Annotated in this window: 23 protein-coding genes; 14 read left to right on the top strand and 9 right to left on the bottom strand. The window is 66.5% G+C overall.

Features of this window, described 5'->3' with window-relative positions; translation table 11 throughout:
- Positions 1-18 precede the first annotated feature (18 nt).
- Entirely contained in the window at positions 19-549 is a 531-nt protein-coding gene (locus M2332_RS12260; protein ID WP_264574254.1) for a DUF421 domain-containing protein, read from the top strand.
- A gap of 11 nt (positions 550-560) precedes the next feature.
- Positions 561-962 (top strand): YidH family protein, encoded by a 402-nt coding sequence (locus M2332_RS12255; RefSeq protein ID WP_264574253.1) that lies wholly within the window; start codon positions 561-563, stop codon positions 960-962.
- A 17-nt stretch (positions 963-979) separates the two neighbouring features.
- Here the strand turns inward: M2332_RS12255 and M2332_RS12250 are convergent, their stop codons facing one another.
- Positions 980-1555, bottom strand: coding sequence for a hypothetical protein (locus tag M2332_RS12250; protein ID WP_264574252.1), 576 nt, complete (start codon positions 1553-1555; stop codon positions 980-982).
- A 50-nt stretch (positions 1556-1605) separates the two neighbouring features.
- Entirely contained in the window at positions 1606-3945 is a 2340-nt protein-coding gene (locus M2332_RS12245) for a prolyl oligopeptidase family serine peptidase (protein WP_264574251.1), read from the bottom strand.
- 138 nt (positions 3946-4083) lie between these two features.
- On the opposite strand from M2332_RS12245, the gene M2332_RS12240 reads away from it, so the two are divergent.
- The gene (locus tag M2332_RS12240; RefSeq protein ID WP_264574250.1) at positions 4084-4692 is read left to right on the top strand and encodes a flavodoxin family protein; all 609 of its coding nucleotides are present in this window, start codon (positions 4084-4086) and stop codon (positions 4690-4692) included.
- A gap of 105 nt (positions 4693-4797) precedes the next feature.
- On the top strand, positions 4798-6378 hold the full coding sequence (locus tag M2332_RS12235) for an SLC13 family permease (RefSeq protein ID WP_264574249.1): 1581 nt from the start codon (positions 4798-4800) through the stop codon (positions 6376-6378).
- Here the strand turns inward: M2332_RS12235 and dinB are convergent.
- Positions 6375-7472, bottom strand: a complete 1098-nt coding sequence (gene dinB, locus M2332_RS12230) for a DNA polymerase IV (RefSeq protein ID WP_264574248.1) — start codon at positions 7470-7472, stop codon at positions 6375-6377. The two genes, M2332_RS12235 and dinB, sit on opposite strands and share 4 nt — an antisense overlap.
- A 48-nt stretch (positions 7473-7520) precedes the next feature.
- Between dinB and M2332_RS12225 the strand changes: the two genes are divergently transcribed.
- A complete protein-coding gene (locus M2332_RS12225) occupies positions 7521-7949 on the top strand; it encodes a GFA family protein (protein WP_264574247.1) in 429 nt (142 codons plus the stop codon).
- Between the two features lie 102 nt (positions 7950-8051).
- Here M2332_RS12225 and M2332_RS12220 read toward each other — a convergent pair whose 3' ends face one another.
- The 3 genes from M2332_RS12220 to M2332_RS12210 form a co-directional block, all read right to left on the bottom strand.
- Positions 8052-8339 (bottom strand): hypothetical protein, encoded by a 288-nt coding sequence (locus tag M2332_RS12220; protein WP_264574246.1) that lies wholly within the window; start codon positions 8337-8339, stop codon positions 8052-8054.
- A gap of 379 nt (positions 8340-8718) precedes the next feature.
- Positions 8719-9267, bottom strand: a complete 549-nt coding sequence (locus M2332_RS12215) for a YceD family protein (protein WP_264574245.1) — start codon at positions 9265-9267, stop codon at positions 8719-8721.
- Positions 9268-9271: 4 nt separating this feature from the next.
- The gene (locus tag M2332_RS12210) at positions 9272-9787 is read right to left on the bottom strand and encodes a ubiquinol-cytochrome C chaperone family protein (protein ID WP_264574244.1); all 516 of its coding nucleotides are present in this window, start codon (positions 9785-9787) and stop codon (positions 9272-9274) included.
- 178 nt (positions 9788-9965) lie between these two features.
- Here M2332_RS12210 and M2332_RS12205 point away from each other — a divergent pair, with 178 nt between their 5' ends.
- Both M2332_RS12205 and M2332_RS12200 read left to right on the top strand, forming a co-directional pair.
- Positions 9966-10442, top strand: a complete 477-nt coding sequence (locus M2332_RS12205) for an outer membrane protein assembly factor BamE (protein ID WP_264571380.1) — start codon at positions 9966-9968, stop codon at positions 10440-10442.
- Positions 10443-10554: 112 nt separating this feature from the next.
- Positions 10555-11322, top strand: coding sequence for a hypothetical protein (locus tag M2332_RS12200; RefSeq protein WP_264574243.1), 768 nt, complete (start codon positions 10555-10557; stop codon positions 11320-11322).
- Positions 11323-11381: 59 nt separating this feature from the next.
- Here M2332_RS12200 and M2332_RS12195 read toward each other — a convergent pair whose 3' ends face one another.
- Entirely contained in the window at positions 11382-13643 is a 2262-nt protein-coding gene (locus tag M2332_RS12195) for an NADP-dependent malic enzyme (RefSeq protein WP_264574242.1), read from the bottom strand.
- A 197-nt stretch (positions 13644-13840) separates the two neighbouring features.
- Between M2332_RS12195 and mutS the strand changes: the two genes are divergently transcribed.
- Together mutS and M2332_RS12185 are read left to right on the top strand one after the other, a co-directional pair.
- Complete coding sequence (mutS, locus tag M2332_RS12190; RefSeq protein ID WP_264574963.1) at positions 13841-16426, top strand: DNA mismatch repair protein MutS; 2586 nt, start codon at positions 13841-13843, stop codon at positions 16424-16426.
- 60 nt (positions 16427-16486) lie between these two features.
- On the top strand, positions 16487-19273 hold the full coding sequence (locus M2332_RS12185; RefSeq protein WP_264574241.1) for a [protein-PII] uridylyltransferase: 2787 nt from the start codon (positions 16487-16489) through the stop codon (positions 19271-19273).
- A 41-nt stretch (positions 19274-19314) separates the two neighbouring features.
- On the opposite strand, the gene M2332_RS12180 is transcribed toward M2332_RS12185, so the two are convergent.
- Positions 19315-20154: a universal stress protein gene (locus M2332_RS12180; RefSeq protein ID WP_264574240.1), complete on the bottom strand. Its 840-nt coding sequence runs from the start codon at positions 20152-20154 to the stop codon at positions 19315-19317.
- A gap of 214 nt (positions 20155-20368) precedes the next feature.
- On the opposite strand from M2332_RS12180, the gene rpmI reads away from it, so the two are divergent.
- The 5 genes from rpmI to pheT all read left to right on the top strand — a co-directional run bounded on the left by rpmI (position 20369) and on the right by pheT (position 25481).
- Positions 20369-20572 carry a 50S ribosomal protein L35 gene (gene rpmI, locus M2332_RS12175; RefSeq protein WP_014078133.1) on the top strand — a complete coding sequence of 68 codons (204 nt, stop codon included), beginning with the start codon at positions 20369-20371 and terminating at the stop codon, positions 20570-20572.
- A gap of 12 nt (positions 20573-20584) precedes the next feature.
- A complete protein-coding gene (rplT, locus tag M2332_RS12170; protein ID WP_181560727.1) occupies positions 20585-20947 on the top strand; it encodes a 50S ribosomal protein L20 in 363 nt (120 codons plus the stop codon).
- 151 nt (positions 20948-21098) lie between these two features.
- A complete protein-coding gene (locus M2332_RS12165) occupies positions 21099-21746 on the top strand; it encodes a choice-of-anchor C family PEP-CTERM protein (RefSeq protein ID WP_181561531.1) in 648 nt (215 codons plus the stop codon).
- Between the two features lie 89 nt (positions 21747-21835).
- Positions 21836-22948 (top strand): phenylalanine--tRNA ligase subunit alpha, encoded by a 1113-nt coding sequence (gene pheS, locus M2332_RS12160; protein WP_264574239.1) that lies wholly within the window; start codon positions 21836-21838, stop codon positions 22946-22948.
- Between the two features lie 130 nt (positions 22949-23078).
- Positions 23079-25481, top strand: a complete 2403-nt coding sequence (gene pheT, locus M2332_RS12155) for a phenylalanine--tRNA ligase subunit beta (RefSeq protein WP_264574238.1) — start codon at positions 23079-23081, stop codon at positions 25479-25481.
- A gap of 29 nt (positions 25482-25510) precedes the next feature.
- Here the strand turns inward: pheT and M2332_RS12150 are convergent, their stop codons facing one another.
- Entirely contained in the window at positions 25511-26047 is a 537-nt protein-coding gene (locus M2332_RS12150) for a hypothetical protein (protein WP_264574237.1), read from the bottom strand.
- Between the last annotated feature and the right edge of the window lie 94 nt (positions 26048-26141).

Genomic DNA, 26141 nt, shown 5'->3' with positions numbered 1-26141 from the left:
ATCAGGCGCGCGGGAGACTTGTGGCCTCGGGCTCGTTACCTCTTCATGCTGTTCGACGATCTCTTCGGCCTCGTGCGCGTGGCGGTCATCTCCGTGCTCGCTTATGCGCTGCTCGTCTTCGTGTTGCGAATGGCGGGGAAACGCGCCCTTTCCAAGCTTAACGCGTTCGATCTGGTGGTGACGGTCGCACTGGGTTCCACGCTCGCAACCGTGTTGCTCACGCAGGATGTCGCCCTGGCGGAAGGGGTGCTGGCCTTTGCGATGCTGGCCGGTCTGCAATGGCTGGTGTCGCGCCTGTCTGTCGCCTCATCCACCTTCAGCGGGCTGGTGCGCAGCCAGCCGCGCCTGCTGCTGCGCGATGGTGCATATCTTGAGCGCGCCATGGCAGCCGAGCGCGTCACTCGGGCGGAGATCGACGCGGCCATCCGCAGCGCCGGCTTCGGACGGCGGGCGCAGGTCGCCGGGGTCGTGCTGGAGACCGACGGGAGCATGAGTGTCATCGGCCGTTCGGACGGGCCGGATGATCTGCTTGTCGGGCTCTCCGAATAGCAGGCTTGGACATGGATGAAGACCCTCGCGAACGCTCCCAAGACACGCTGTCGGACGATAATGCCCGGACGGAAGATCGACTGGACTTCGCCGAAGATCGCACCGTCCTTGCCCATGAGCGCAGCTTCGCCAGCTGGGTGCGAACAGGGCTCGCCGCCATCGGCATCGGCCTTGGCTTCCGCGCGCTCTTTCACACGCTTGAACCGGCCTGGGTCCCCAAGACGATCGCCAGCAGCTTCATGCTGGTCGCCATCGTCATCTTCATTCTGGCGACCCGGCGGGCCATGGCGATCCGCGAGCGGCTGGAGCCGGATCGCGCGGCAGCGCTCCAACCGGCCCGCCTGCGTCTGCTCGCCGGCGCGCTGGTGATCACGACCGGCGGCTTGATGCTGGCCATCTGGCTGCTGATCTGAGACCGGTCCGGTCAGGGTCAGCCGAAGGTGACGCCGTCCACCCGGCCATCGTCCCAGATGCAGCGGAAACTGCGCAGGCGGCCTTCGCCGGCCCTGAAGTTCGATCGCATGCTCAGCGTGCCGGTCACATCCCAGCCGGAACCGAACGGCCGCGCGCCCGTGATGTCCCGCACCTCGGCATAATTGCCATCGCGCGAGGCCTGATCGCGCGCCGCGATGGCGCAGGCATCGACCGCCGCGTCTTCATCGTCCAGCGCCTGACCCGTGGGACGCCCATCATAGCCGTCGTCATAGCGGTCATTGCCATAATCGCCAGCGCGATCATCATAGCGCGGGTCATAACCGCGATCGCCCGGGCGGCGCGTAGGATAGCGCTCCGCATCGCGCTGCCTGGCAGCCGCCGTCGCGATCGCTGCGATCAGCCCGACACCGATGATCGCGCCAATGACGGCGCCGCTATTGTCATGGCCGCGATGATGGCGCGGATACCGATCCCAGCGGCCGTCATAGCCGCGCGCGGAGGCGGGTGTCGCGGAGCCCATGACCATCGCCCCGGCCGCAGCGGCCAAGGCAAGTTTGGAGTGAACGTTCATCGGCAGATCGCTTCCTGGCAACACCGGCAACAGCATCGCCGGCCAGAGCGTTATCGCACCGGGTCGATGAGCGCGGGCTGAATAGCGACCGCCCCCCCTTTGGCGCCATCTGTCGGCGCGCTGGAGCGGTCAGGCCGCTGCCGTAGCGTCAGGCCGGTCCAATAGGCCGCAAAGCTGTACATATCCGCATATTCGTCAACGATTTTGTCGGTCGGGCGATTGATGCCATGGCCTGTGCCGGTATCCACGCGAATCAGCCTTGGCCTTCCGCCGAGCGGCGCCGCCTGCAGGGCTGCGGCATATTTGAAGCTGTGGCCGGGCACCACCCGGTCGTCGCTATCCGCCGTGGTCACAAGAATGGCGGGATAGTCAGCCTCGCTGCGGATATTGTGATAGGGCGAGTAAGCCAGCAGCGTGCGGAAATCCGCCTCCCGGTCGGGCCGGCCATAATCGTCCACCCAGAAGGCGCCGGCCGTGAACTGGTCGAACCGCAGCATGTCCATCACGCCGACACCAGGCAAGGCGGCGGCGAACAGGTCGGGCCGCTGGTTGACCACGGCCCCCACTAAAAGGCCGCCATTGGAGCGTCCCTCAATGGCCAGCTGGTTGTCGCCGGTATAGCCTTGGGCTTTGAGATATTCGGCCGCCGCGATGAAATCATCGAAGGTCGTCTGCTTGTTGGCGCCCCGTCCAGCGTCGTACCAGGCCTTGCCGAACTCCCCGCCGCCTCGCACGCCGGCAATGGCGAGCACGCCGCCCTGCTCGACCCAGGCAAAGCGGGTGGGCGAGAAGCTGGGCGTTTGCGCGACGTTGAAGCCACCATAGCCATAGAGCAGGGTCGGCGCAGGCGTGCCCGAGTTGGCAATGTCGCGCCGGCGCACGATGAACATCGGCACCGCTATGCCATCGCGCGCGGGGTAGAAGACCTGCTCCGTCACATAATCCGCCGGATCGAAGCCGAGTGCGGAGCGCGCGAAGATGCTGGTTTCGCCGGTCTCGACATTGAAGCGGTAGATCGTCGGCGGCTGGGTAAAGCTGGAGAAGGCGTAGAAGGTTTCCGGATCGCCGGGCCGGCCGCTGAAGCCGGCGGCCGCGCCCAGCCCGGGCAGCGGCACATCGCCTTGACGCTTGCCGGCGAGATCCGTGATCTCCGCGACGATCCGCCCATCCACGATGTACGCGAGTACGAGCCGGCTGCCGATCATCGAGCCACCGGCCAGCGTCTGCGGCCGCTCGGCGACGACCTCGACCGGGCGGCGGCGCGGATGGCCAGCATCGATGGTCACGATCCGTCCGTTGGGCGCCTTTGCATCCGTGCGGAAATAGAGCCGATCGCCAAGCTGGCCGATCATCTGCCACGCATTGCGCAGTCCCCGCACCAGCGTCACGGGCCGGGCGTCCGGCACGGTCAGCGGGATCAGCACCAGTTCGGCGGTCTGCTCGGTGCCCATTTTCGAGCTGATCAGCAGCCAGCGACCGTCCGCCGTTACCTCGGCGCGGTGAAGCAGCCGGGGCCGATCCGGCGTGGCATAGACCAGCCGGTCCTGCGCCTGCTCAGTGCCCAGCGCGTGAAACCAGACCTGCTGGTTCTCGAACGAGGGATCACGCCCGCCCTCGGTCGCCGCGGCAAAGCGCGCATAATAAAAGCCGTTGCCCTCGTGATTCCAGGCCAGCGCCGAATAGCGCACCCAGGCCACCTGGTCAGGCATCAGCGCGCCGCTCTCGACATCCAGCACCCGCACGGTCCGCCAGTCGCTGCCCCGCTCCTGAAGCGCCAGCAGCAGCGCCCGCCCGTCCCGCGAAGGCAGCCACTCGGCGAGCGCAACCGCGCCATCGGTGGAGAGCCTGTTGGGGTCGATCAACAGACGCTCCGCCCCATCGACGCCCTCGCGCATATAGATGGGCGAGAAATTCTCGCCCTTGCTGCGCGTATAGAAATAGCGCTCGCCGGCCTTGCGCGGATTCCCGAAGCGCTCAAAGCCATGCAGCGTCGCCATGCGGGCGCGCAACGCCTCCCGGCCCGGCAAGGATTTGAGGTAGCGGAAGGTCGTCTCATTCTCCGCCGCAATCCACGCCTGCACATCGGCATCGTGGCGCGGGTCGCCCTCCAGCCAGCGATAGGGATCGGCGACGGGCACGCCAAAATGCGTCTCGGTCAGGTCGAGGCGGCGGGCTTGCGGGTAGCTAAGCGCTGGCAGGCGGGGCGCCGGGCCGATCCGCAGCGCACCCGGCTTGGCAGCGGAATCCACGGCCCGACCCGCGGCTGCGTCCGTCGTGATGACGACGGCGGCGTCCTCGGCCGCAGCAGCGCCCGGCTGCGCCTGCGCAGGCAGCGCCAGGAAAGCCAGCAGCAGGGCGGCAACAGGCAGGCGAAAGGAAACGGCCAACATCCTCAATGCCCTTGGGAAAACGGGCTTGCGGCGCGCGATAGCCCTGCGGCCGCCCGCGTGCAATGGTGCAGGACAGGGCGGTGAACTCTCTGGGGGCTGGGGTGTTGTGTGCAAGGGGGACGGACACGGAGCACCAGCATGACCCTGAAGGCCCTCGCCCTCAACTGCACCCTGAAAGCCGACAGCAGCGAACCCTCATCGACGGACGCGATGATCGCGGTTCTGGCCGACGCCTTCGCCGAACATGATGTGACACTGAGCGAAACCGTGCGCGTTGCCGCACTCAACATCCTGCCCGGCGTCACCTCCGATGAAGGCAAGGGCGATGACTGGCCAGCCTTGCGCAAGAAAATCCTGGCACACGACATCCTCATCTTCGGCGGGCCAATCTGGATGGGTCAGATCTCCAGCATCGCCAAGCGCGTGCTGGAGCGGATGGACGCGTTTCTGAGCGAAACGGACGATGCGGGCCGGATGCCGAGCTATGGCAAAGTCGCCGTCGCCGCCATTGTCGGCAATGAGGATGGTGCCCATTTCTCCAGCGCGCAGCTCTTCCAGGCGATGAACGATGTCGGCTGGACGATCCCCGCCGTCGCCGCCTGCTATTGGGTGGGCGAGGCGATGGGGAGCACGGATTTCAAGGACCTCAAGTCGACACCCAAACCGGTGAGCAAGACCGCCGGCATGGTGGCATCCAATGCCGCGCACCTCGCCGGCCGGCTCAAGGACAGCCCCTACCCCGGCTGACAGGCCGGACGCCAGCCGCCATCCCAGTCGGCATTCCAGCCGCGAGCGGCTTGCCACGCCGCCGCTCCTGCCGCACATTCGCGCGGGACAGGGAGCGGGGGCAAGGTGGCACCATCATCGCAAGCGAGTGAACCAACCGGGCAGCAGGGGGATGGCGACCCTGCCACGACCGGGCGCTCGCCCCTCAAAATCTGGGCATTGCGCGCGCTCGGCCTGGCCGGTGCAGCGCTGGTCTGGCTGGCTCTGGGCGATGCGCAGGGTCTGTCGTCGGAGGGCCGCTGGGTCGCCGCGGTCGCGACATTGATGGCGCTCTGGTGGATCACCGAAGCCGCGCCGATCGCCGTTACCGCACTGCTGCCGATCCTGCTCTTCCCAATGGCGAGCGACCGCAGCGTGGCGCAGGTCGCCGCGCCCTATGCCAGCCCGATCATCTTCCTGTTCCTCGGTGGCTTTCTGCTCGCCATCGCCATGCAGAAATGGCAGCTCCACCGCCGCGTCGCGTTGCTGACGCTCCGCCGGGTCGGCACCAGCCCGCGCCAGATCGTGCTGGGCCTGATGCTGACGACGGGCTTTGTCTCGATGTGGGTCTCCAACACGGCGGCGACGCTCATGATGCTGCCCATTGCGCTGTCCGTCCTCACGCTCGTCTGCGATCGCCGCGACGAGACCGGCGCGCTCGCCTGTGACGGCGCATCCGCCGTGGCGCCCAGAGAACTCGCCAATTTCGGCGCCTGCCTCATGCTCGCCATCGCCTGGTCATCCAGCATGGGCGGCGTGGGCACGCTGCTCGGCAGCCCGCCCAATGCCATCGTGGCCGGCTATATCGAGAAGGAACTGGGCCGGCAGGTCGACTTCCTGAGCTGGATGCTGGTCGGCGTGCCGATTGCCTTCAGCTTCATTCTCATTGCGTGGCTGCTGATGACGCGGGTCTTCTATCGGTTCACCTTCGGCGAGGTGCCGGGCGGCCGCGCGCTCATCGACCGGGAGCTGGCCGGTCTCGGCCAGTTCAGCCGCAGCGAACTGCTGGTGACCCTCGTCTTCTGCTGCGCGGTCTTCTTCTGGGTCGTGCCCGGCGTGGTCGGCGCCATCCTCGGCGGCAAGGCCGATCTGGGCTGGTTCGGGCGCCTCGATGACAATGCCATTGCACTTGCCGCCGGCCTGGCGCTGTTCCTGCTGCCCGGCGAGGGCCGAGGGCAGATGCTGCTCGACTGGAAGGATGCAGAAAGCGGCGTGCCCTGGGGCGTGCTGGTGCTGTTCGGCGGCGGCCTGAGCCTTGCGGGGGAGGTTGTCGCCAGCGGGCTCGATGGCTGGCTGGGCGCGCAGGTGAGCGGGCTTGGTACGCTGCCGATCCTGCTCCTCGTCATCGCCGTCGTGACCCTCATCGTCTTCCTGAGCGAAGTGACCAGCAACACGGCCACCGCCGCCACCTTCATCCCCGTCCTCGGCGCCGTCGCGCTCGGCATCGGGGCCTATCAGATGACCTTGCTCATCCCCGCCGCCTTCGCCGCCACGCTCGCTTTCATGCTGCCGGTCGGCACGCCGCCCAATGCCATCGTGTTCGGCACCGGGGCCGTCACCATGCGCCAGATGGTCCGCGGCGGGTTCATCCTGAACCTCGTCGGGATCGTGCTCATCACCTTCTTCTGCTGGCTGCTCGGCGGCGTCGCGCTCGGCCTGCGTTTCTAACCGAAGGCGAGGCTGAGCTGGGGCGTCTCGTCCGGCTCTTCGCGCTCGGGATCGATGAGGTTTGAGAGCCCGAGCCCCAGCAGCCGCGCGCCGACCGGCAGCGGCAATTGCGCGCGAAGCAGGTCGGCGCCGATCGCAAACAGATCCTCGGCATCGCCCGGCGGCGCGGGCAACGAGCGCGAGCGGGTGAGGATGCGAAAATCCCCCAGCTTGATCTTGAGCGTGACGGTGCGCCCCAAGGCCCGGCTCGCGGTGACCCGGCCCCACAGGCGCGCGGCGATCTTCTCAAGCTCCGCCAGCAACAGACCTTCCGCGCCGATATCGCTGGCGAAGGTATCTTCCACGCTGATCGACTTGCGCGACTCCCGGTCGCGCACCGGGCGCTCGTCCAGCCCGCGCGCCGCACCGAAGTAAAAGGCCGCCGCCTTGCCGAAATGGCGCTGCAGCGCCGGCAGCGGCCACTCTTTGAGGTCCGCGCCGCTATGAATGCCCAGCGCCGCCATGCGCCGCGCCGTCACGGGGCCGACGCCATGGATGCGCGACACCGGCATCGCCGCCATGAACGCCTCGGCCTCATCGGGCCGCACGACGCACAAGCCATCGGGCTTGTTCTGGTCCGATGCGAGCTTGGCGATCAGCTTGTTACACGAAACGCCGGCCGAGGCGGTCAGCCCCGTCTCCTCGCGAATCATCCGCCGGATTTCCTGCGCGACATAAGTGGCCGAGGCAACGCCGGGCTTGTTGCGCGTCACATCAAGATAGGCCTCGTCCAGCGAGAGCGGCTGGATGATGTCGGTAAAGCGCTCGAAGATCGTACGAATTTGCTGCGAGACGGCGCGATAGGCCTCGAAGCGCGGTCGCACGAAGATGAGCTCCGGGCAGAGCCGGCGCGCCTTGCCGCCCGGCATGGCCGAGCGCACGCCGAACACGCGCGCCTCATAGCTCGCCGCTGCCACCACGCCGCGCGGCCCGCCGCCGCCGACAGCCACCGGCAAGCCGCGCAGCGCCGGATCGTCGCGCTGCTCGACCGACGCGTAAAAGGCGTCCATATCGATATGGATGATCTTGCGATCCTGCTCGGGCGTCTGCGCCATGCTCCCTGTTATGCCATGGCAACCGCGCGAACGAAAGAGGAACGAAGCATGGACCTGAATGTCACTGAGATCGATGGCGCCTGCCATTGCGGCACGGTGCGTTTTCACGTGCGCCTGAAGGACGGCCTGCGCTCGGCACGCCGATGCACATGCTCATATTGCCGGATGCGCGGCGCCATCGCGGTCTCCGCCCGGATCGAAGACCTGCAGGTGACGGCGGGCGAGGAGGCGCTGCGCTGCTACACCTTCAACAGCGGGACCGCGCAGCACCATTTCTGCGGAACCTGCGGCATCTACACCCACCACCGGCGCCGCTCGAACCCCCATGAATATGGCGTCAATGTCGCCTGCCTGTCGGGCATCAGCCCGTTCGACTTTGCCGAGGTGATCGTGAATGACGGGGTGTCGCATCCCTCCGACACCGGCGTCGCGCGGATCGCGGGCGTGTTGCGGTTCATCCCGGCGGACGGGGCGTAGCTAGGCGGCGTGGGCAAGGTCCAAGGTTTGTAGAACGGCGGCTGCTGTGCTCATTTTCCGGAGGCGGGCTGACCGGAGTCTATGCCTTTACTGACATTTGGCTCAGAGCCGAACTTCGAGAAATCCGTCCCGGTCGCAAAACCACTCGGAAGCGAAATCCCGCACGTCGCTCAGCGGCTCATTCGGGTGCGCTGAGGTGAATAGGAAGCGGCTTTTATCGGACCCGTCACCAACAACGAGCGTATCGACTTGCAACTCTAGCTTGTCGGCATCCTCGCCAGCAATCGCGATGAGACGGACGCAGTCTTTCAGGCACTCTTCTACAAACTGGGCCAGAACCAGGTCATTGGAAACCGGCGAGTGGAGGAGGATGCGAGGCGGAAGGGACATGGCCACCACGCTACATGCCAGAAAGTCCTCTTTCTACCATCCTTTCGTTCAAGCCGGCGGCAGTCTGCAATCTGCCTGGCAGCTAGAGAGGCCGCGGGCTAGAAAGAGGCCTGACAGCCAACGACGTTATTGTGGTCATCCCCTCCGTTCGTCCTGAGTAGCCGCTGAGCCTGTCGAAGCGGCGTATCGAAGGACCGGCAGTGCGCTGCGATGCTTCGATACGGCTCTTCGTTACGCGCCTGCGGCGCTACTCAGAACCAACTCAGCACGAACGGCGTAGTTTGGCGAAGACCGCTTCCCACACCCATTTAGCCGTTGGTCGCGTATTCTAGACCGCTTAATAGCGGACAATCCATCCGGGCGAGATTCTGTGCGCGTCCTAGGCGCCACCAAGCTTCAAGCCCTTCAGCGCCGCGAAAGGTCCGGCGTCTTCCTCGCTCAGCACGCCCAGCGCGCGCAGCTTGGCGTCGGCATCCGGCACGCGGGGATAGGGATCGAGGTTCAGGAACAGCGTCTGCGCGACCGTTTCGCCAAGATCGATTCGCTCGTCCTCCAGCGGGAGGATATCGCAATCTTCCTCGCGCAGTTCGATCTCTTCCGCGTCGCTTTCGCCGTTCTCGTCGAGACCGCGCACGAATCGCACGTCCATCGGCACGTCGAGCTCTGCGGGGACATCCTCGTCGGTTGCGACGCAGGCCTGCACCAGCGAGGCGCGCACGCGCCCGGTCACCCGGCAGCCACCGGCATCCGGCACGACATGCGCCTGCGCCTCCAGCCGATCGAGGCTGCGCAGGCCAAAGCGGCGCGCGAGCGCGGCCCGCTCTGCGGCGTCGGCCTCGACGGTGCGGTCCCGCCGCCCGTCCCCAAGCTCGTTGAGGCGCAGAATGCGGGAAAATTCCGGCGCGGCGCCTGATGTCGCTTCGCTCACGGCATCACCCCCGCAACTGGCCGGCCAGCAGCGTGTCGCGGCTGCATGCGTCGATCGTTGCCACCAGCATACGCACCTGTGCTTCGACATAGGCCAGCGCATCCGCTGCCGGCGCCTCGCCGCGATAGAGGTTGCGCATCAGCGCCTCGCTCAGCGAAGCCTCGCCCTGCAAGCTGGCGCGATAGGCGGCAAGCCGGCCACCGAGCGCGCCGACCATGCGGCCGATCTGCTTGCCCACGACCACATCGCCAAAGCCGATCTGGCGGATCTGCCCATCCATATCGTCGATGAACAGCTCGGTCAGCCGCGCCGAATCGTTGGTGGCCTCCAGCGCCTCGAGTCGCAGCAGCACCAGCGAGAGGACCAGCGCCACCATGTCGAATCGGCCATCCAGCGTGTCCGCCACCTCGCCTTCCATATACCAATGCGGCTCCCGCGCCGTCGCGACGACAGCATCGTAGAGCGGGCGCAGGTAAGCGCGATCATCCTTGCGGGAAAACAGAGTGGATAAGAGGCTCATGCTCGGTTCAGCTTTGCGGCGGCACAGGAAAGCGCGGACGGGACCGATCAACCATTGGCCCGCGCCAGCACTTGCATATTGATTGCGGCGGCTGGCAATGCAATGGGCGGGTTAGGCGATGCGACGCTTTTTTGATTGGATGTCCGGTTTTTGACCGCATGATTGGCAGGAGACGAGAATGCAGCGTGGCTTGAGGCGGCCGTTTCTGGTCGTGGGCGCAGCGGCCGTCCTTCTGCTGGCGGGCGGCTGCACGCGCATCCGTGCGCATCAGGGCTTCATGATCGACGATCTGATCGTGAGTTCGGTGCTGCCGGGCGTGGACAACAAGGCGTCCGTGGAAGGCGCGCTGGGTCGTCCGACCTTCGTCTCCCAGTTCGGCCCGGAGCGCTGGTATTATGTGGCGCGCGACACCCGCGCGCTGGCGTTCGCCTCCCCGCGTCCGACCGCGCAGACGTTGGTGACCGTGCAGTTCGATGCCAATGGCAATGTCGCGACGATCGATCGCAACGCGACGCTCGATCAGGTCGCCAATATCTCGCCGACCGGCGCCACGACGCCGACGCTCGGCCGCAAGCGCAGCCTGTTCGATGAAATCTTCGGCAATATCGGCGCGGTTGGCGCTGGCGGGGCCGGAGCGGCAGGTCCGTCTCAGTAAATCAGCGCTGCAGGTCTGCCATCAGTCGGCGCCGGTTCGCGCGCCGACGGACTGGTTTAGCTTGCATTAACCGCGCCATCGCTTCAAATCGTCCTATAGCGGGAGCGTGGTCATGCAGCATATTGGCGATCTGCAGCCGCTCGAGCGGACTTACGCGCGACGGACTGAGACAGTCGGCCATTACAAGGCCAGCCGGAGCCGCTGGCGATTCGCCATCGGGTCGCTGGAGATCGGCTTCGACCGCGCGAGCGAGCAGCTTCACGCGCGAAGCGGTGTGGATGCCCGGCCCGGCCTTGCCCAAAAGCTCCTGATCGCGGCAGGCATGGTCAGCATCTCATTGCTGGTGATCGCCCTGGCCGGCTGGCTATGGTCGGCACGCGGGCCGATCTGGGGCGGTGAGACGGTATCGGCAGCGATCATCGATCATGCGCCCCGCGCGACCGAAAGCGAAGATGCGACGCCCGCCGGCCAGCAGCCGACCCTGATCCCCGCCGACCGTCCTGCGCCGTTTCTCTCCGCCGTGATTGAAAAGCGCGCGACGGCCCCCGCTTTTGCACCGGCGAAACAGGCCACCGTGCCGATCGCGCAGGGCCAGGCGATTGCGCCCAAGTCCGATGAGGCGCCGACGCTCCCGAGCGCGACCCCGGATGAGGCGATCGTCCAGTCCGGCAACTTCCTGCTGATCCCGGCCGTCGATCGCGCTGTGGGCCTCGCGCTGAAGAGCGGCGATGCGCAGAACTGGATGGCCGGCTCCTATCACGGCATCGTGGTGGTCGGCGACGCCGTGGCCCAAGATGGCAAATCCTGCCGGGACGGCACGATCCTGCTGCGCGACGGCACCATCAAGGGCCGCACCCAGACGTTCCAGCGCTGCCTGTAAGGCCAAGGGAGCGCTGCGCGGCGGTTCAGCCGGCGGCGCTCACCCGATCCCGATCACGATCAGCGTGCGATCCCGCCAGCAGCCAGAACGGCCAGCGTCACCAGCTCCGAGGCGGTCGAGGCCATCGTCGCCACCTGCACCGGCTGGTTCAGCCCGAGCAGCACCGGCCCGATGACCGAGTCGCCGCCCAGTTCCCGCAGCAGCTTGGCCGAGAGATTGGCCGACTGCAGGCCGGGCATGATCAGCACATTGGCTGGGCCGGACAGGCGGCAGAACGGATAATTCGCCATGACGCGCCGGTTGAGCGCCACGTCGGGCGCCATCTCGCCTTCATATTCGAAGTCCACCTCCATTCCGTCGAGGATCTGGACCGCGCCGCGAATATTATCGAGCCAGTTGCCGTGCGGATTGCCGAAGGTGGAGTAGGAGAGAAAAGCCACGCGCGGCTCATGCCCCATACGCCGGGCAAGCGCGGCGGATTCGATGGCGATATGCGCCAGTTCGGCGGAATTCGGCCGCTCGTTGACAGTGGTATCCGCCATGAACACGGTGTGGCTACGCCCGACGAGGATGTGCATGCCGAACAGCGTGCGGTCCTCGGCGGGGTCGAGCACGCGGCGCAGTTCGCGCATTGTCTGCGCATAGGTGCGGGTGACGCCGGTGATCATCGCGTCCGCCTCACCCATCTGCAGCAGCAGCGCGCCGAAGATGTTGCGGTCCCGGTTGACCATGCGCTCGCAATCGCGGCGGAGATAGCCCCGGCGCTGCAGGCGCTCGTACAGCATGTCGACCATGCGCGGCACGAGCGGCGAATTGACGCTGTTGTAGAGCTCGTAACTCTCGGGATCGCGCACGCCGAGATCGCGCAGGCGATCATAGACATCCTGCCTGCCGACCAGCACCGGGGTGCCATAGCCGCCATCGCGGAACTGGATCGCGGCGCGCAGCACGACTTCCTCTTCCGCCTCGGCAAAGACCACGCGCTTGGGGCTGGCCTTGGCGCCCTCATAAGCGAGGGTGAGAACGGAGGTGGTGGGATTGAGCCGCGCCCGCAGGGACTGGCGATAGGCGTCCATATCCTCGATGGGCCGCTGGGCGACGCCCGACTCCATCGCCGCCTGCGCCACCGCTGCCGGCACCACTTCCATCAGACGCGGATCGAAGGGGGCGGGAATGATGTAATCCGCGCCGAAGCTGTGCTTGGTGCCATAAGCCAGCGCGACTTCCTCGGGCACCTGCTGACGGGCCAGTTCGGCAATGGCCTGCGCCGCCGCGATCTTCATCGCCTCGTTGATCGCCGTCGCGCGCACGTCCAGCGCGCCCCGGAAGATGAAGGGGAAGCCCAGCACATTGTTGACCTGATTGGGATAATCCGAGCGGCCCGTGGCGATGATCGCATCCGGGCGCGCGGCCTTGGCCACCGGCGGCAGGATCTCCGGATCGGGATTGGCCATGGCGAAGAGGATCGGCCGCGGCTTCATCTCGTTGATCCATTCGGGCTTCAGCGCATCCTTGGCTGAAAGACCGAGGAAGATATCGGCATCCTTCAGCGCCTCGTGCAGGGTCCGCGCCTCGGTGCGGGCGGCATGGGCGGACTTGAACTGGTCCATGCCATGGGTGCGGCCCTGATAGATCACGCCCTCGCGGTCGCACATGATCACATTGTCATGCGCCACGCCCATCGCCTTGATCAGTTCGGTGCAGGCGATGGCCGCCGCGCCGGCACCATTCACGACGACCCTGGTCTCGCGAATGTCGCGCCCGGTCAGGAAACAGGCGTTAATCAGGCCGGCGGCGCAGATGATCGCGGTGCCATGCTGGTCGTCATGCATGACCGGGATGTTCATGCGCTCCTTGAGCGCCGCCTCGATCATGAAGCATTCGGGTGCCTTGATGTCCTCAAGGTTGATGCCCCCGAAGCTGGGCTCCAGCAGCGCCACCGCATCGATGAAGGCCTGCGGGTCTTCGGTGTTCAGCTCCAGGTCGATCGCGTCCACATCGGCGAAGCGCTTGAACAGCACCGCCTTGCCTTCCATCACCGGCTTGGAGGCGAGCGCGCCGAGATTGCCCATGCCGAGGATCGCCGTGCCGTTGGAGATGACCGCGACCAGATTGCCCTTGGCGGTATAGTCATAGGCTTTGGCCGCATCGTCAGCGATGGCCTGCACAGGCACCGCCACGCCGGGCGAATAAGCCAGCGCGAGATCGCGCTGCGTCGCCATCGGCTTGGAGGCGATGATCTCGATCTTGCCGGGCCGCCCGAAGGAATGGAAGAGCAGCGCCTCGCGCTCGGAGAATTCGATGGCGGCTTTATCGGTCATCAGCAGGGTTCCTCGGCAATTGGGAACGCCCTAGCGACTTTCCGCCCGGCTCCACAAGAGGCGAGGTACGAACAACCCCGTGGATGAAACGCCACCGCCGGCTTTTCGAGACCGAAAGCCCCTGCTAACGCAACCGCGTGACCAGTCTGCCAGCCAAATCCTCCAAAGCCAGCGCCGCATCCGGCGGCCCCACGCCAATGATGGCGCAATATCTGGCGCTCAAGGCGGAAGCCGGGGGCGACCTGCTCTTCTACCGCATGGGCGATTTCTTCGAGCTGTTCTTCGAGGACGCCAGGACCGCGGCCGCCGTGCTCGACATCGCGCTCACCACGCGCGGCGAGCATGAGGGCGAGCCGATCCCGATGTGCGGAGTGCCGGTGCACAGTGCCGAGGGCTATCTGGCGCGACTCATCAAGGCCGGGCTGCGCGTCGCCATTGCCGAGCAGACCGAGACGCCCGAGCAGGCCAAGGCGCGCGGATCGAAGGCGCTGGTCGGCCGCGCCATCGTGCGCTTCGTCACCGCCGGCACGCTGACCGAGGATGCGCTGCTGGACAGCCGCAGGGCCAATCTGCTCGCCGCCGTGGGCGAAGCCGCTGGCCATTATGCCGTCGCCGCCGCCGACATCTCCACCGGCCGGCTGGACGTGGTGGCAGTGGACGCCGGCGGCATCGAGGCGGAACTGGCGCGGATCAACGCGAGCGAAGTCATTGCGCGGCCGGGCCTCGCCGATCGGCTGACCGGCGCCCTCCCCTTCGAGAATCGCGGCTTTGACAGCGCGCGGGCGGAAGCGGACATCTGCCGCCATTTCGGCGTGAAGACGGTGGAAAGCTTCGGCAGCTTCTCGCGCGCGGAGCTCTCCGCCCTCGGGGGCCTGCTTGGCTATCTGGAGCATGTCGGCAAGGGGCGCATGCCCTTCCTCGCCGCGCCGGTGCGGGCCGGCGCGCAGGATCACCTCGCCATCGACCCGGCGACGCGCGAGAGCCTGGAAATCGTGACGACGGCCAGCGGGCAGCGCGCCGGCAGCCTGCTCGCCACTGTGGACCGCACCGTGACGGGCGCAGGCGCCCGACTGCTCGCGGCGGACCTCTCCGCGCCTTTGATGGACCGCACCAAGGTGGAAGCGCGACTCGATCTGGTGCGCTGGTTCCATGATGACGGGCCGCTGCGCGAGCTGGTCCGCACCCGCCTGCGCGCCTTGCCGGATTTGAGCCGCGCGCTCGGCCGTGTCGCCATCGGCCGGGGCAGCCCGCGCGATCTGGGGCAATTGCGCGATGGCCTCGACGGCGGCCGTGCGCTGCGCGAGCGGCTGGGGGCGCTGCCCGACCGACCGCCCCTGCTCGACGATCTGCTGCCATCGCTCGATGGTCATGGCGCGCTGGTCGATCAGCTGGCGCGCGCCCTCGTGCCCGCCCCGCCGACGGAAGCGGCGCATGGCGGCTATATCGCCGATGGTTATGATGCCGCGCTGGACGAGCTGCGCCGTATGGCCGGCGACGGCCGCCGCGCCATTGCTGCACTCGAAGCGCGCTATCGCGAGCAGACCGGCATCTCCGCGCTGAAGATTCGCCACAATGGCGTGCTCGGCTATCATGTCGAGGTGCCCGCCCGTCACGCCGACCAGCTCATGGCCAATGACAGCGGCTTTACCCATCGCCAGACGCTGGCGGGAGTCGTGCGGTTCAACTCGGTGGACCTGCACGAACAGGCCAGCCGGGTCACGCAGGCCGGCGCCCATGCGCTGGCGGCCGAAGCGGCGCATTTCGAGGAACTGGTGACGCTGGTGATGGACAGCCGCACCGCCATCGCGCGCACGGCGGATGCCCTCGCCCGCATCGACGTGGCGGCGGCTCTGGCCGAGCGCGCTGTTGAAGGCGGCTGGAGCCGGCCGGTCTTCGCCGAAGAGCCCTGCATCGCCATCGAGGGCGGACGCCATCCGGTGGTGGAAGCCGCGCTGGCGAAGGACGGCACCAGTTTCGTCGCCAATGACTGCACGCTCACGCCGGACAACCGGCTGTGGCTGGTGACCGGCCCCAATATGGGCGGTAAATCGACCTTCCTGCGGCAGAACGCGCTGATCGTCATTCTCGCGCAGGCCGGCAGCTTCGTGCCCGCCCGCGCCGCCCGCCTTGGGCTGGTGGACCGTCTGTTCAGCCGCGTCGGCGCCTCGGACAATCTGGCCCGTGGGCGCTCGACCTTCATGGTCGAGATGATCGAGACCGCCGCGATCCTTGCGCAGGCAACCGAGCGCAGCTTCGTGATCCTCGATGAAGTGGGGCGCGGCACGTCGACTTATGATGGCCTCGCCATCGCCTGGGCGGTGGTGGAAGCGATCCATGACAGCAATGCCTGCCGCTGCCTGTTCGCCACCCATTATCACGAGCTGACGCGCCTGGCCGAGCGCCTCGGCGCCCTCTCGCTCCACCATGTTCGCGCGCGGGAATGGAATGGCGATCTGGTGCTGCTGCACGAGCTGTCCGAAGGCCCGGCCGACCGCAGCTACGGCATCGCGGTGGCGCGGCTTGCAGGCTTGCCCGCCCCGGTGCTGGCCCGCGCCAAGGCCGTGCTCGGCAAGCTGGAGGCCGGCAAGGCGCAGACCGGCGGCATCGCGGCGGGGCTCGATGACCTGCCGCTGTTCGCCGCCACGCTGTCCGCCGCGCCGGAGGTCGCCACCGACCCACTGCGCGACCAGCTGGACGCCATCGACGCCGATACACTCAGTCCGCGCGAGGCGCTCGACCTCATCTATCAGCTCAAGCAGATCGCCACCGCGCCCACCGCCTGAGCCCGTCGATTTGCGCGCCATGCCGAGGTTGCACCTGCAACTGCGGCAAAGCGCGCTTATATGGCACCCATGAACAAGGTGCCCGATTCGCTGCCCGGCCGCCGTGCGATCATCGATCGCCGCCAGATTGCCGATGCGCTCACTGCCCAATTGACGGAACTGAGCGATACCGCCGCGCGTCGGCAAGTGATCGTCGCGGCGTTGCGCGAGGCGCTTGCCATCGGCCGGGAAGAAGTCTCCCGCCGCCTTGCCCGCAACCCGACGCGCGGGCGCGACGCCGTGACGGCGCAGGCCTTCCTGATGGACCAGATCATCCGCCTGCTCTTCGATGCGACGGTCAAGCACCTCTACCCGATCAGCAACCGCACCGCCTCCGAGCGGCTGACCGTGGTTGCGGTGGGCGGCTATGGGCGCGGTGAAATGGCGCCCTATAGCGATGTCGATATCGGCTTCCTCACGCCCTACAAGCCGACCGAATGGACCGAGCAGGTCATCGAGAGCATGCTCTATGCGCTGTGGGATCTGGGCCTCAAGGTCGGCCACAGCAGCCGCTCGATCGACGAGACGGTGCGCATGGCGAAGTCGGACCTCACCATCCGCACCGCTCTGCTGGAATCGCGCTTCGTGTGGGGGGACCGGGGCATTTACGACGAATGCGTCGCCCGCTTCGACAAGGATGTGATGCAGGGCACGGCCAAGACCTTCGTCACCGAGAAGCTGGCCGAGCGGGATGCCCGGCACAAGCAGATGGGCGACAGCCGCTATGTCGTCGAACCCAATATCAAGGAGGGCAAGGGCGGCCTGCGCGATCTGCACACGCTGTTCTGGATCGGCAAATATGTGAACCGGGTGCGCACCGTCGCCGAACTGGTTGACGTGGGCCTGCTGACCCGCGCCGAGCTGTCCCAGTTCCAGCGGGCCGAGAATTTCCTCTGGGCCGTGCGCTGCCACATGCACGAGATTTCCCGCCGCGCGGAGGACCGCCTGACCTTCGATCTGCAGATCGAAGTCGCCGAGCGCATGGGGTTCTCGCCCAAGCGCGGCCGCTCCGCTGTCGAGCGGTTCATGCACCTCTACTTCCTGATGGCCAAGACGGTGGGCGACCTCACCGGCGTGTTCCTCGCCCATCTCGATGACAAGATGGCCAGCCGCGGCCGGCGCTACATCCCGGCCATGTTCAACCGCCCGCGCAAGCTGGATGGCTTCGTGCTGGAGCGGGGCCGGATCACCATTCCCGAGGATGATTTCTTCCGCGAGCAGCCGGTGCGGATGATCGAGATCTTCTCGCTGGCGGACAAGCACGGGCTGGAGATCCACCCGGATGCGATGCGCGCGCTCAACCGCGATTCGGTGCTGATTACTCGCAAGGAGCGGGAAGACCCGCAGGCCAATGCGCTGTTCATGAACGTGCTCACCTCGCCCCGCGACCCGGAAAAGGTGCTGCGCTGGATGAACGAGGCCGGGGTGTTCGGGCGCTTCGTGCCCGACTTCGGTCGCGTGGTCGCGCAGATGCAGTTCGACATGTACCACCATTATACAGTGGATGAGCACACCATCCGCGCCATCGGCCTGCTCTCCCAGATCGAAAAGGGCGAGTTCAAGGTCGATCATCCGCTGGCGAGCGCGATCATCGAGAAGATCATCTCCCGCCGGGTGCTCTATGTCGCGGTGCTGTTGCACGATATCGCCAAGGGGCGCGGCGGCGATCACAGCATTCTGGGCGCGGAGGTGGCGACCAAGCTCTGCCCGCGCCTGGGCCTGAGCGATGCCGAGACCGAGACCGTCGCCTGGCTGGTGCGCTACCATCTGCTGATGTCCGCAACCGCGTTCAAGCGTGACCTTTCGGACTTCAAGACCATCCTCGACTTCGCCGAAGTGGTGCAAAGCCCCGAGCGGCTGCGGCTGCTGGTGATCCTGACCATCGTCGACATCCGCGCGGTCGGACCGGGCGTGTGGAACAGCTGGAAGCGCCAGCTCCTCGCCGAGCTGTACGACTCGGCCGAGGAGGTCATCCGCCCCGGACACAAGCAGCGGGGCCGTCAGGAACGCATCGAGGAGAAGCGCGACGCACTGCGCGCGAGCCTGGCGCTGGACGACAAGGCCTTCGACCGGCTGGTGAAGCGCTTCCCGCAATCCTACTGGATCGCCGAATCGCAGGACATCCTGGAGCGCAATGCGCGGCATCTGCTGGACGCCGGGCAGTCCGATCTCTCCATCGATGCCCGTTCCTATCCCGAGCGCGGCGCCACGTTGGTCACCGTCTACGCCTCGGACCATCCCGGACTGTTCTACCGGATCGCCGGGGCGATCCATCTGGCCGGCGGAAACATCATCGATGCGCGCATCCACACCCTCAAGGATGGCACGGCGCTGGACAACTTCCTGGTGCAGGACCCGCTCGGGGGCCGCTTCGATGCGCCCGAGCAATTGCAGCGGGTGAAGACCTATATCGAGGATGCGCTGCTCAACCGCCACAAGCTGATGCACAAGCTGGACGAGCGCCCGCTGGCTCGTCGGCGGGCCGAAGCCTTCCAGATCGTGCCGCAGGTGCTGATCGACAACAAGGCTTCCAACCGCTTCACCGTGGTGGAAGTCATGGCTCGCGACCGCCCTGCCCTGCTGCTCAGCCTCGCCTTCGCGCTGTTCCAGTCCAAGACCATGGTCCACAGCGCGCATGTCGCCACCTTCGGCGAGCGCGCCGTCGACACCTTCTATCTAACCGATCTTCTGGGCGGGAAGCTGGAGAGCAAGAGCCGCCTTGCCACGCTCGAACGGCGGCTGATCGAAGCCGCCGGCAATCAGGCCGGCGAGCTGATCGACACCAACAGCTTCGCCATGGCCAACTGAGGCGCGCGCCCGCGCTTCGGGTGCGCGCCCCGCGTGGCGCTTCAGTGAGAGAGCAGGATCGGGATCGGCGCCTTGGCCAGCAGCTTCCGCGTCGTGCCGCCGAACAGCTGCTCGCGCAGGCGGCTGCGGCCATAGCAGCCCATCACCGCCCAGGTCGCGCCGGAGGTCCGCATGGCCTCGATCAGTTGCTCGCTCACCGCGCCAGCCTTGGGCAGGCGCCGGCTGACGACCTTGCAGCCATGCCGATCGAGATAGGCGGCCGCCTCGTCCGGGTCGCCTTCCCCTTCGCCGATCGTCACCACCTCGACCTCGCTGGCCATGCGCAGCAGCGGGATGGCAGCCCGCAGCGCGGCATCGGCCGCGCGTGATCCATCCCAGGCGACCAGCGCCTTGCCGAAGAGATCCAGGCGCTTCTGCTCCGTCGGCACCAGCAGGACCGGGGCGGAGGTCAGCGCCGCGAGACGGGAGGCCGTGTCGCCGGTCTCGTTCACCGCGCCGAAGGCCTGCTTGCCCACGACGATCATGTCGACCAGCCGGACATTGTCGGTAATGCCCTCCTCGGACTGGCTCTGCACCCGCGCCCACTCATAGCTCACCCCTTCATTGGCGAGCCGGGGCTCGAGCGCCTCGATATTCTTGTCCTCCCGGTCGCGCTCATCCATCATCAGCACGCCGGTGCCGCCGCCCGCGCCAAAACCGTCGGCGATCATGGGAATCTGGACGACATCGAGACAGAGCAGATGCCCCTCCACCGCGCGCACAATGTCGAGCGCGGTTTGCAGGCGCGCTTCCTGACTCGGGTCATCATGGATCAGAACCATCACCGTCTTCATGGCAGCCTCCTTGTTCACCGCATCGGGATCGTGCGAAACTGGTGCCATATTAATGCGATGGGGGCGAGGAGTCGTTGACCGGCGTCAAATCCGGCCCGCACCTAAGGGGCTTGCGTCGGCGCGCGGCCGCGCTTATACGCCCGCGCTTCCATGTCCTATGGAAGACCGCAAGGACGGGCCGGCCAGTAAGGGCTGCCGTGTTCGTCCGTAATCGTCTGCGAGCATCCTCCGGGGTGCTTGCGCTAAGACAAAGGAGACGAAAATGCCCAAGCTCAAGACCAAGAGCGGTGTGAAGAAGCGCTTCAAATTCACCGCCACCGGCAAGGTCAAGCATGGTGTCGCCGGCAAGCGCCACCGCCTGATCAGCCACAACGCGAAGTATATTCGCCAGAATCGCGGTACGGAGGTTCTCTCCGACGCGGATGTCGCTCACGTGCGCCTCTGGGCGCCCTACGGCCTCAAGTAAGGAGCAGGCGACATGGCACGTGTCAAACGCGGTGTAACCACCAAGGCGAAGCACAAGAGGATTTTGGATCAGGCGAAGGGCTATTATGGCCGTCGCAAGAACACGATCCGCATCGCGCGTCAGGCTGTCGAAAAGGCTGGCCAGTACGCATATCGCGACCGCAAGGTGAAGAAGCGGAGCTTCCGCGCCCTGTGGATCCAGCGCATCAACGCAGCTGTCCGCATGGAAGGCCTGACCTATGGCCAGTTCATGCACGGCCTCAAGCTGGCGGGCGTCGAACTGGACCGGAAGGTTCTGGCCGACATCGCCATGCATGAAGGCGATGTGTTCAAGGGCATCATTGCCCAGGCGCGCGCGGCCCTGCCCGCAGCCTGAGCATCTGCACAATCATCGCGAAGAGGGCGTCGGATGCTTCCGGCGCCCTTTTTGTATCATTTCGCGACTCTCTGAAATTTTGGTTAACGCTTCGGAAACCTTTTCCGCACTGCAGCATTGCGAGTGCGTGGGACTATAAGTGGAGAACCAAATGAAGGGACTGCTATTGGGGGTCGCGGCGACGCTCGCCCTCCCGTCCGCTGCGCAGGCAGCAACGTTCATCAACGGCGATTTCGAGACCGGTAATGACCCAGGCACCTATTTCCTCCGCCTGGGCACCGAGAGCACGGCCCTGACGGGTTGGACCATCACATCCGGCAATGTGGAGCTGATCGGTGGCTATTGGCAGTCGGGCAGCGGCAGCCGCAGTATCGATCTGAACGGCAGCGCCCAGGGCGCGATCGCACAGACGTTCGATACCATTGAAGGCATGACCTACAATGTCGACTTCCTGATGGCCGGCAATCCCGAAGGTGGGCCGGCGGTCAAGACGTTGGAAGTCGCCGCGACAGGCAATGACGGCCAGCTGTTCAGCTTCGACAATACGGGCTTCTCGAAGACCAATATGGGCTGGACGAACTACACCTACACCTTCACGGCCTCGGGCAACCTCACGACGCTCAGCTTTGCGTCGATGACCGACTCGCCCTGGACCGGCCCGGCGCTGGATGGCGTGACGGTTACCGCGATGAGCGCAGTGCCGGTACCCGAGCCGACGACCTGGGCGCTGATGCTCGGCGGTTTCGCGCTGATCGGCAGCACGCTGCGTCGTCGTCAGTCGGTCGTTCAGTTCTCCTGATCGAAACCGGGTCGCAACCATCAAAGGAAAGGGCGTCGGCGTGCCGGCGCCCTTTTCGTTTGCGGTGAATTAGGCTAGCGGACGCGGCCATGACCGACGTCACATCCCTCAAGGACGGCCTCATCGCCGACATCGCCGCCGCCGACACCCTCGATGCCGTGGAAGCGCTGCGCGTCAGCGCGCTGGGCAAGAGCGGCGCCATCACCGCCCTGCTAAAGACGCTGGGGCGGATGAGTCCGGAAGAGCGCCAGCAGCAAGGCCCCGCGATCCACGACCTGCGCGAAAGCGTGACGAGCGCCATCGCCGCCCGCAAGACCGCGCTCGAAACCGCGGCGCTCGATGCCCGCCTCGCCTCCGAGACGCTGGACATGACGCTGCCGGTAGACCTGCCCCCGCCGGGCAGCATTCACCCCGTCAGCCAGGTGATGGACGAGCTGGCCGAGATCTTCGCCGATCTGGGCTTCGCGGTCGCTACCGGCCGGGAGATCGAGGATGACTGGCGCAACTTCACTGCGCTCAACATCCCCGAGACGCACCCCGCCCGCGCGATGCACGACACCTTCTACTTCGGCGACAATGCCCGCGCGACCGGCGGCGATGGCAATCCGGCCGCGATGTTGCTGCGCACCCACACCTCGCCAGTGCAGATCCGCACCATGACGAGCACGCCGCCGCCGATCCGCATCATCGCGCCCGGCCGCGTCTACCGCTCGGACAGCGACGCGACCCACACGCCGATGTTCCACCAGATCGAGGGTCTGGTGATCGACAAGGGTATTCACCTCGGGCACCTCAAATGGACGCTGGAGACCTTCCTCAAGGCGTTCTTCGAGCGTGAGGACATCGTCCTGCGCCTGCGCCCCAGCTACTTTCCCTTCACCGAGCCTTCGGTGGAAGTGGACGTGGGCTACACCATCGAGAAGGGCCAGCGCGTCATCGGCGGCAGCGGCGATGCCGAGAATGGCGGCTGGATGGAAGTGCTCGGCAGCGGCATGGTCCACCCCAATGTCATCCGCAATTGCGGGCTCGATCCCGCCGAATGGCAGGGCTTCGCCTTCGGCACCGGCGTCGACCGCCTCGCCATGCTCAAATATGGCATGAACGACCTGCGCGCCTTCTTCGACGGCGATCTGCGCTGGTTGCGCCATTACGGCTTCTCCGCACTGGATGTGCCTACGCTGAGCGGAGGAGTGGGCGCATGAGCCATTTCTTGCGAGTTCGTGTTCCTGCGAAAGCAGGAACCCAGGGCGCAACCGCCGTCCTTCGCCGCCCTGGGCTCCTGCCTTCGCAGGAGCACGGGTTTGATCTTACCGGCAATCCCGGAGCCCGCGCATGAAGTTCACCCTCTCCTGGCTCAAGGACCATCTCGACACCAGCGCCTCGCTGGAGGAAATCCTGCGCGCGCTCAACGATATCGGCCTTGAGGTCGAGGGCGTCGAAAACCCCGCCGAGAAGCTCGATGGCTTCCGCGTCGCAAAGGTGCTCACGGCCGCGCCGCATCCGCAGGCCGACAAGCTGCAGGTGCTGAGCGTCGATGCCGGCGACGGCGCGCTGCAGGTCGTCTGCGGCGCCCCCAATGCCCGCGCCGGTCTGGTCGGCGTGTTCGGCCTGCCCGGCGCCACGGTGCCGGCCAATGGCATGGTGCTGCGGGTCGCGGCCATTCGCGGCGTCGAATCCAACGGCATGATGTGCTCCACGCGCGAGCTGGAGCTGGGCGAAGATCATGAGGGCATCATCGAGCTGCCCGCCGACGCGCCCATCGGCACGCGCTTTGCCGACTATGCGCAGCTTGACGATCCGGTCATCGAGGTCTCGGTCACGCCCAACCGGCAGGATTGCATGGGTGTGCGCGGCATCGCGCGCGATCTCGCTGCCAAGGGCCTCGGCACGCTGCGGCCGCTCGATGACATCATCGGACAGCTCCCGGCGATCGACGCGCAGGGCGCAGGCCCGGACGTGCGCACGGACGATGCCGATGGCTGCCCGGCTTTCTATGCCCGCGCCGTGCGCGGCGTGCGCAACGGCGCCTCCCCGGAATGGCTGCAGCGGCGCCTCAAGGCCATCGGCCAGAAACCCATCAGCGCGCTGGTGGACATCACCAACTTCGTCATGATCGGCCTGGGCCGCCCGCTGCATGTCTATGACATGGCCCGCCTCGATGGCGGCCTCGTCGCCCGCAAGGCGAAGGCTGGTGAGCAGGTGCTCGCGCTCAACGGCAAGACCTATACGCTGGCCGAGGGCATGACGGTGATCGCGGATGCCTCCGCCGTTCACGATATCGGCGGCATCATGGGCGGCGAGCATAGCGGCGCGCAGGAGAGCACCAGCGATGTGCTGATCGAATGCGCCTATTTCACGCCCGAGAGCATCGCGCGGACCGGTCAGGCGCTCAGCCTCACCTCCGATGCCCGCCAGCGCTTCGAGCGCGGTGTGGACCCGGCGTTCCTCGATGAGGGCCTGGACATCGCGACGCGACTGGTCCTCGCCTTGTGCGGCGGCACGCCCACCGAGGCGACGCGCGCCGGCACTCCGCCGGCGGAGCCGCGCGTCATCGAGGGCTATCGGCCCGACATGGTCGATGCGCTGGCCGGCATGACGGTGAGCGCGGAGCGCCAGCAGGCGATCCTCGCGGCGCTCGGCTTCACCGTAGAGGCCGGCGCCAACTGGCGGATCACCATCCCGACATGGCGCCGCGATATCCACGGCACCGCCGACATCGTCGAGGAAGTCGTGCGGATCGAAGGGCTGGACAATGTCCCGTCCGTGCCCCTGCCCCGCACACCGGGGGTCGCCCGCCCGACCGCAACGCCGCTGCAGCTCATCGAGCGCCGCGCCCGTCGCGCGGCTGCCGCTCGCGGCCTTAACGAGGCGATCAACTGGTCCTTCATTTCTGAAAGCGAAGCCGCGCCCTTTGGTGGCGGCGACTGGACGCTCGCCAACCCGATCAGCGAAGACATGAAGGTGATGCGGCCGACGCTGCTCGCCGGATTGCTCTCCGCCGCGCGACGCAATGCCGATCGTGGCGCATCCTCGATCCGCCTGTTCGAGATCGGCCGGCGCTATTTCCGCGCCGATGATGGCAGCAGCGACGAGAAGCTGACCCTCGGCATCCTGATGGCCGGCGAAAAAAGCCCGCGCGGCTGGCAGGGCGGCAAGGCCCGCCCGTTCGATGCCTTCGACATCAAGGCGGAGGTCATTGCGCTGCTGGCGGCCGCCGGTGCGCCTGCCGGACGCCTGCAGATGATGGGCGAGGCTGGCGATGCCTATCATCCCGGCCAGTCCGGCACGCTGCGCCTCGGCCCCAAAAATGTGCTTGCCGCTTATGGCGTGTTGCACCCCCGCCTCGCCCGCGCCTTCGATCTCGATGGCACGGTCGTCGCAGCGGAAATCCACCTCGATGCGATCCCGGTGCCGAAGAAGACCACATTCATGCGCACGGCCTATGCGCCGCCGGCCTTGCAGGCCGTCACGCGCGATTTTGCCTTCCTCGTGCCAGCCGATCTGGAAGCCGACGCGCTGGTGCGCGCCGTGCGGGGGGCGGACAAGAACGCCATCGTCGATGCGCGCCTGTTCGATCTCTTCGCCGGGCAGGGCGTGCCGGGAGGCCAGAAGAGCCTCGCGGTGGAAGTGACTCTGCAGCCCGGCGAGAAGAGCTTCACGGATGAAGAGCTGAAGGCCATCGCTGATCGCGTAGTGGCTGCTGCGGCTAAACAGGGCGCAACTCTGCGCGGATAAGAACAAAGGAGCGGCGGAAACGCGGGCGATCAGTCCGCTTTCCGCTTCTCCTCCTCGGCTGGAGCGGGCGCCGGCGGCACGGGCAGCTTGCAGCCTCGGCTGACCGCCAGCCCGCGCAGATAGCCCCGGCGCGCGACGCCACCGTTGATGGCAGCCTGCAGGCGACGCTCGGCCCCTGCCGCGCCGCTCACTTCACGAACGAGGCCCCGGAACGGAATGATCGAATTGACGATCGCCGCGCCACCGGCGGCCGCGAGGTTGCCGAACTTGTTCTCATTGGCCTTGCTGTTGGCATCAAAGTCCGGGCCCAGCACCGCATTCAGCTCGGCGATCTGGTCGATCACCGCGCGGCAACCCTTGCCGGCCGGCGCATAAGGCTGCTCGACAGCGCGGGCCAGCACCTCGGGGATTTTCGTTTTCTCGATGCCCACGTCCCGCGCGGGCTGCGTCACGATCTCGCCCGCTTTCTGCGCTGTCTTGTCCTCTTTCTCGGGCTCGTTCTGCGCAAGCGCGGGAGTTGCCGCAAGGACGGCGCTGAGAAGGGCGGCGCGGATAAGCCTGTTCATGATGACCGTGTCTCCGACCGCAACAGCTGCGGTGCCTGCAGAATTGCGATCCCTGCCATCTGGTTCCCGCCGCTTTGCACGATCTCTGCCGGCG

Origin of the sequence: Sphingobium sp. B11D3A (assembly GCF_025961695.1) — a bacterium.
GTDB lineage: Bacteria > Pseudomonadota > Alphaproteobacteria > Sphingomonadales > Sphingomonadaceae > Sphingobium.
This window is presented reverse-complemented; position numbering and strand designations above follow the sequence as displayed.

Excerpts from the sequence above, each read along its gene's own strand:
- rpmI (WP_014078133.1), top strand. The coding sequence starts at position 20,369 with ATGCCCAAGCTCAAGACCAAGAGCGGTGTGAAGAAGCGCTTCAAATTC.
- M2332_RS12165 (WP_181561531.1), top strand. The coding sequence starts at position 21,099 with ATGAAGGGACTGCTATTGGGGGTCGCGGCGACGCTCGCCCTCCCGTCC.
- M2332_RS12225 (WP_264574247.1), top strand. The coding sequence starts at position 7,521 with ATGGACCTGAATGTCACTGAGATCGATGGCGCCTGCCATTGCGGCACG.
- M2332_RS12240 (WP_264574250.1), top strand. The coding sequence starts at position 4,084 with ATGACCCTGAAGGCCCTCGCCCTCAACTGCACCCTGAAAGCCGACAGC.
- M2332_RS12245 (WP_264574251.1), bottom strand. The coding sequence starts at position 3,945 with ATGTTGGCCGTTTCCTTTCGCCTGCCTGTTGCCGCCCTGCTGCTGGCT.
- M2332_RS12205 (WP_264571380.1), top strand. The coding sequence starts at position 9,966 with ATGCAGCGTGGCTTGAGGCGGCCGTTTCTGGTCGTGGGCGCAGCGGCC.
- M2332_RS12195 (WP_264574242.1), bottom strand. The coding sequence starts at position 13,643 with ATGACCGATAAAGCCGCCATCGAATTCTCCGAGCGCGAGGCGCTGCTC.
- M2332_RS12200 (WP_264574243.1), top strand. The coding sequence starts at position 10,555 with ATGCAGCATATTGGCGATCTGCAGCCGCTCGAGCGGACTTACGCGCGA.
- dinB (WP_264574248.1), bottom strand. The coding sequence starts at position 7,472 with ATGGCGCAGACGCCCGAGCAGGATCGCAAGATCATCCATATCGATATG.
- pheT (WP_264574238.1), top strand. The coding sequence starts at position 23,079 with ATGAAGTTCACCCTCTCCTGGCTCAAGGACCATCTCGACACCAGCGCC.
- M2332_RS12180 (WP_264574240.1), bottom strand. The coding sequence starts at position 20,154 with ATGGCACCAGTTTCGCACGATCCCGATGCGGTGAACAAGGAGGCTGCC.
- M2332_RS12250 (WP_264574252.1), bottom strand. The coding sequence starts at position 1,555 with ATGAACGTTCACTCCAAACTTGCCTTGGCCGCTGCGGCCGGGGCGATG.
- mutS (WP_264574963.1), top strand. The coding sequence starts at position 13,841 with ATGATGGCGCAATATCTGGCGCTCAAGGCGGAAGCCGGGGGCGACCTG.
- M2332_RS12150 (WP_264574237.1), bottom strand. The coding sequence starts at position 26,047 with ATGAACAGGCTTATCCGCGCCGCCCTTCTCAGCGCCGTCCTTGCGGCA.
- M2332_RS12220 (WP_264574246.1), bottom strand. The coding sequence starts at position 8,339 with ATGTCCCTTCCGCCTCGCATCCTCCTCCACTCGCCGGTTTCCAATGAC.
- M2332_RS12255 (WP_264574253.1), top strand. The coding sequence starts at position 561 with ATGGATGAAGACCCTCGCGAACGCTCCCAAGACACGCTGTCGGACGAT.
- rplT (WP_181560727.1), top strand. The coding sequence starts at position 20,585 with ATGGCACGTGTCAAACGCGGTGTAACCACCAAGGCGAAGCACAAGAGG.
- pheS (WP_264574239.1), top strand. The coding sequence starts at position 21,836 with ATGACCGACGTCACATCCCTCAAGGACGGCCTCATCGCCGACATCGCC.
- M2332_RS12185 (WP_264574241.1), top strand. The coding sequence starts at position 16,487 with ATGGCACCCATGAACAAGGTGCCCGATTCGCTGCCCGGCCGCCGTGCG.
- M2332_RS12210 (WP_264574244.1), bottom strand. The coding sequence starts at position 9,787 with ATGAGCCTCTTATCCACTCTGTTTTCCCGCAAGGATGATCGCGCTTAC.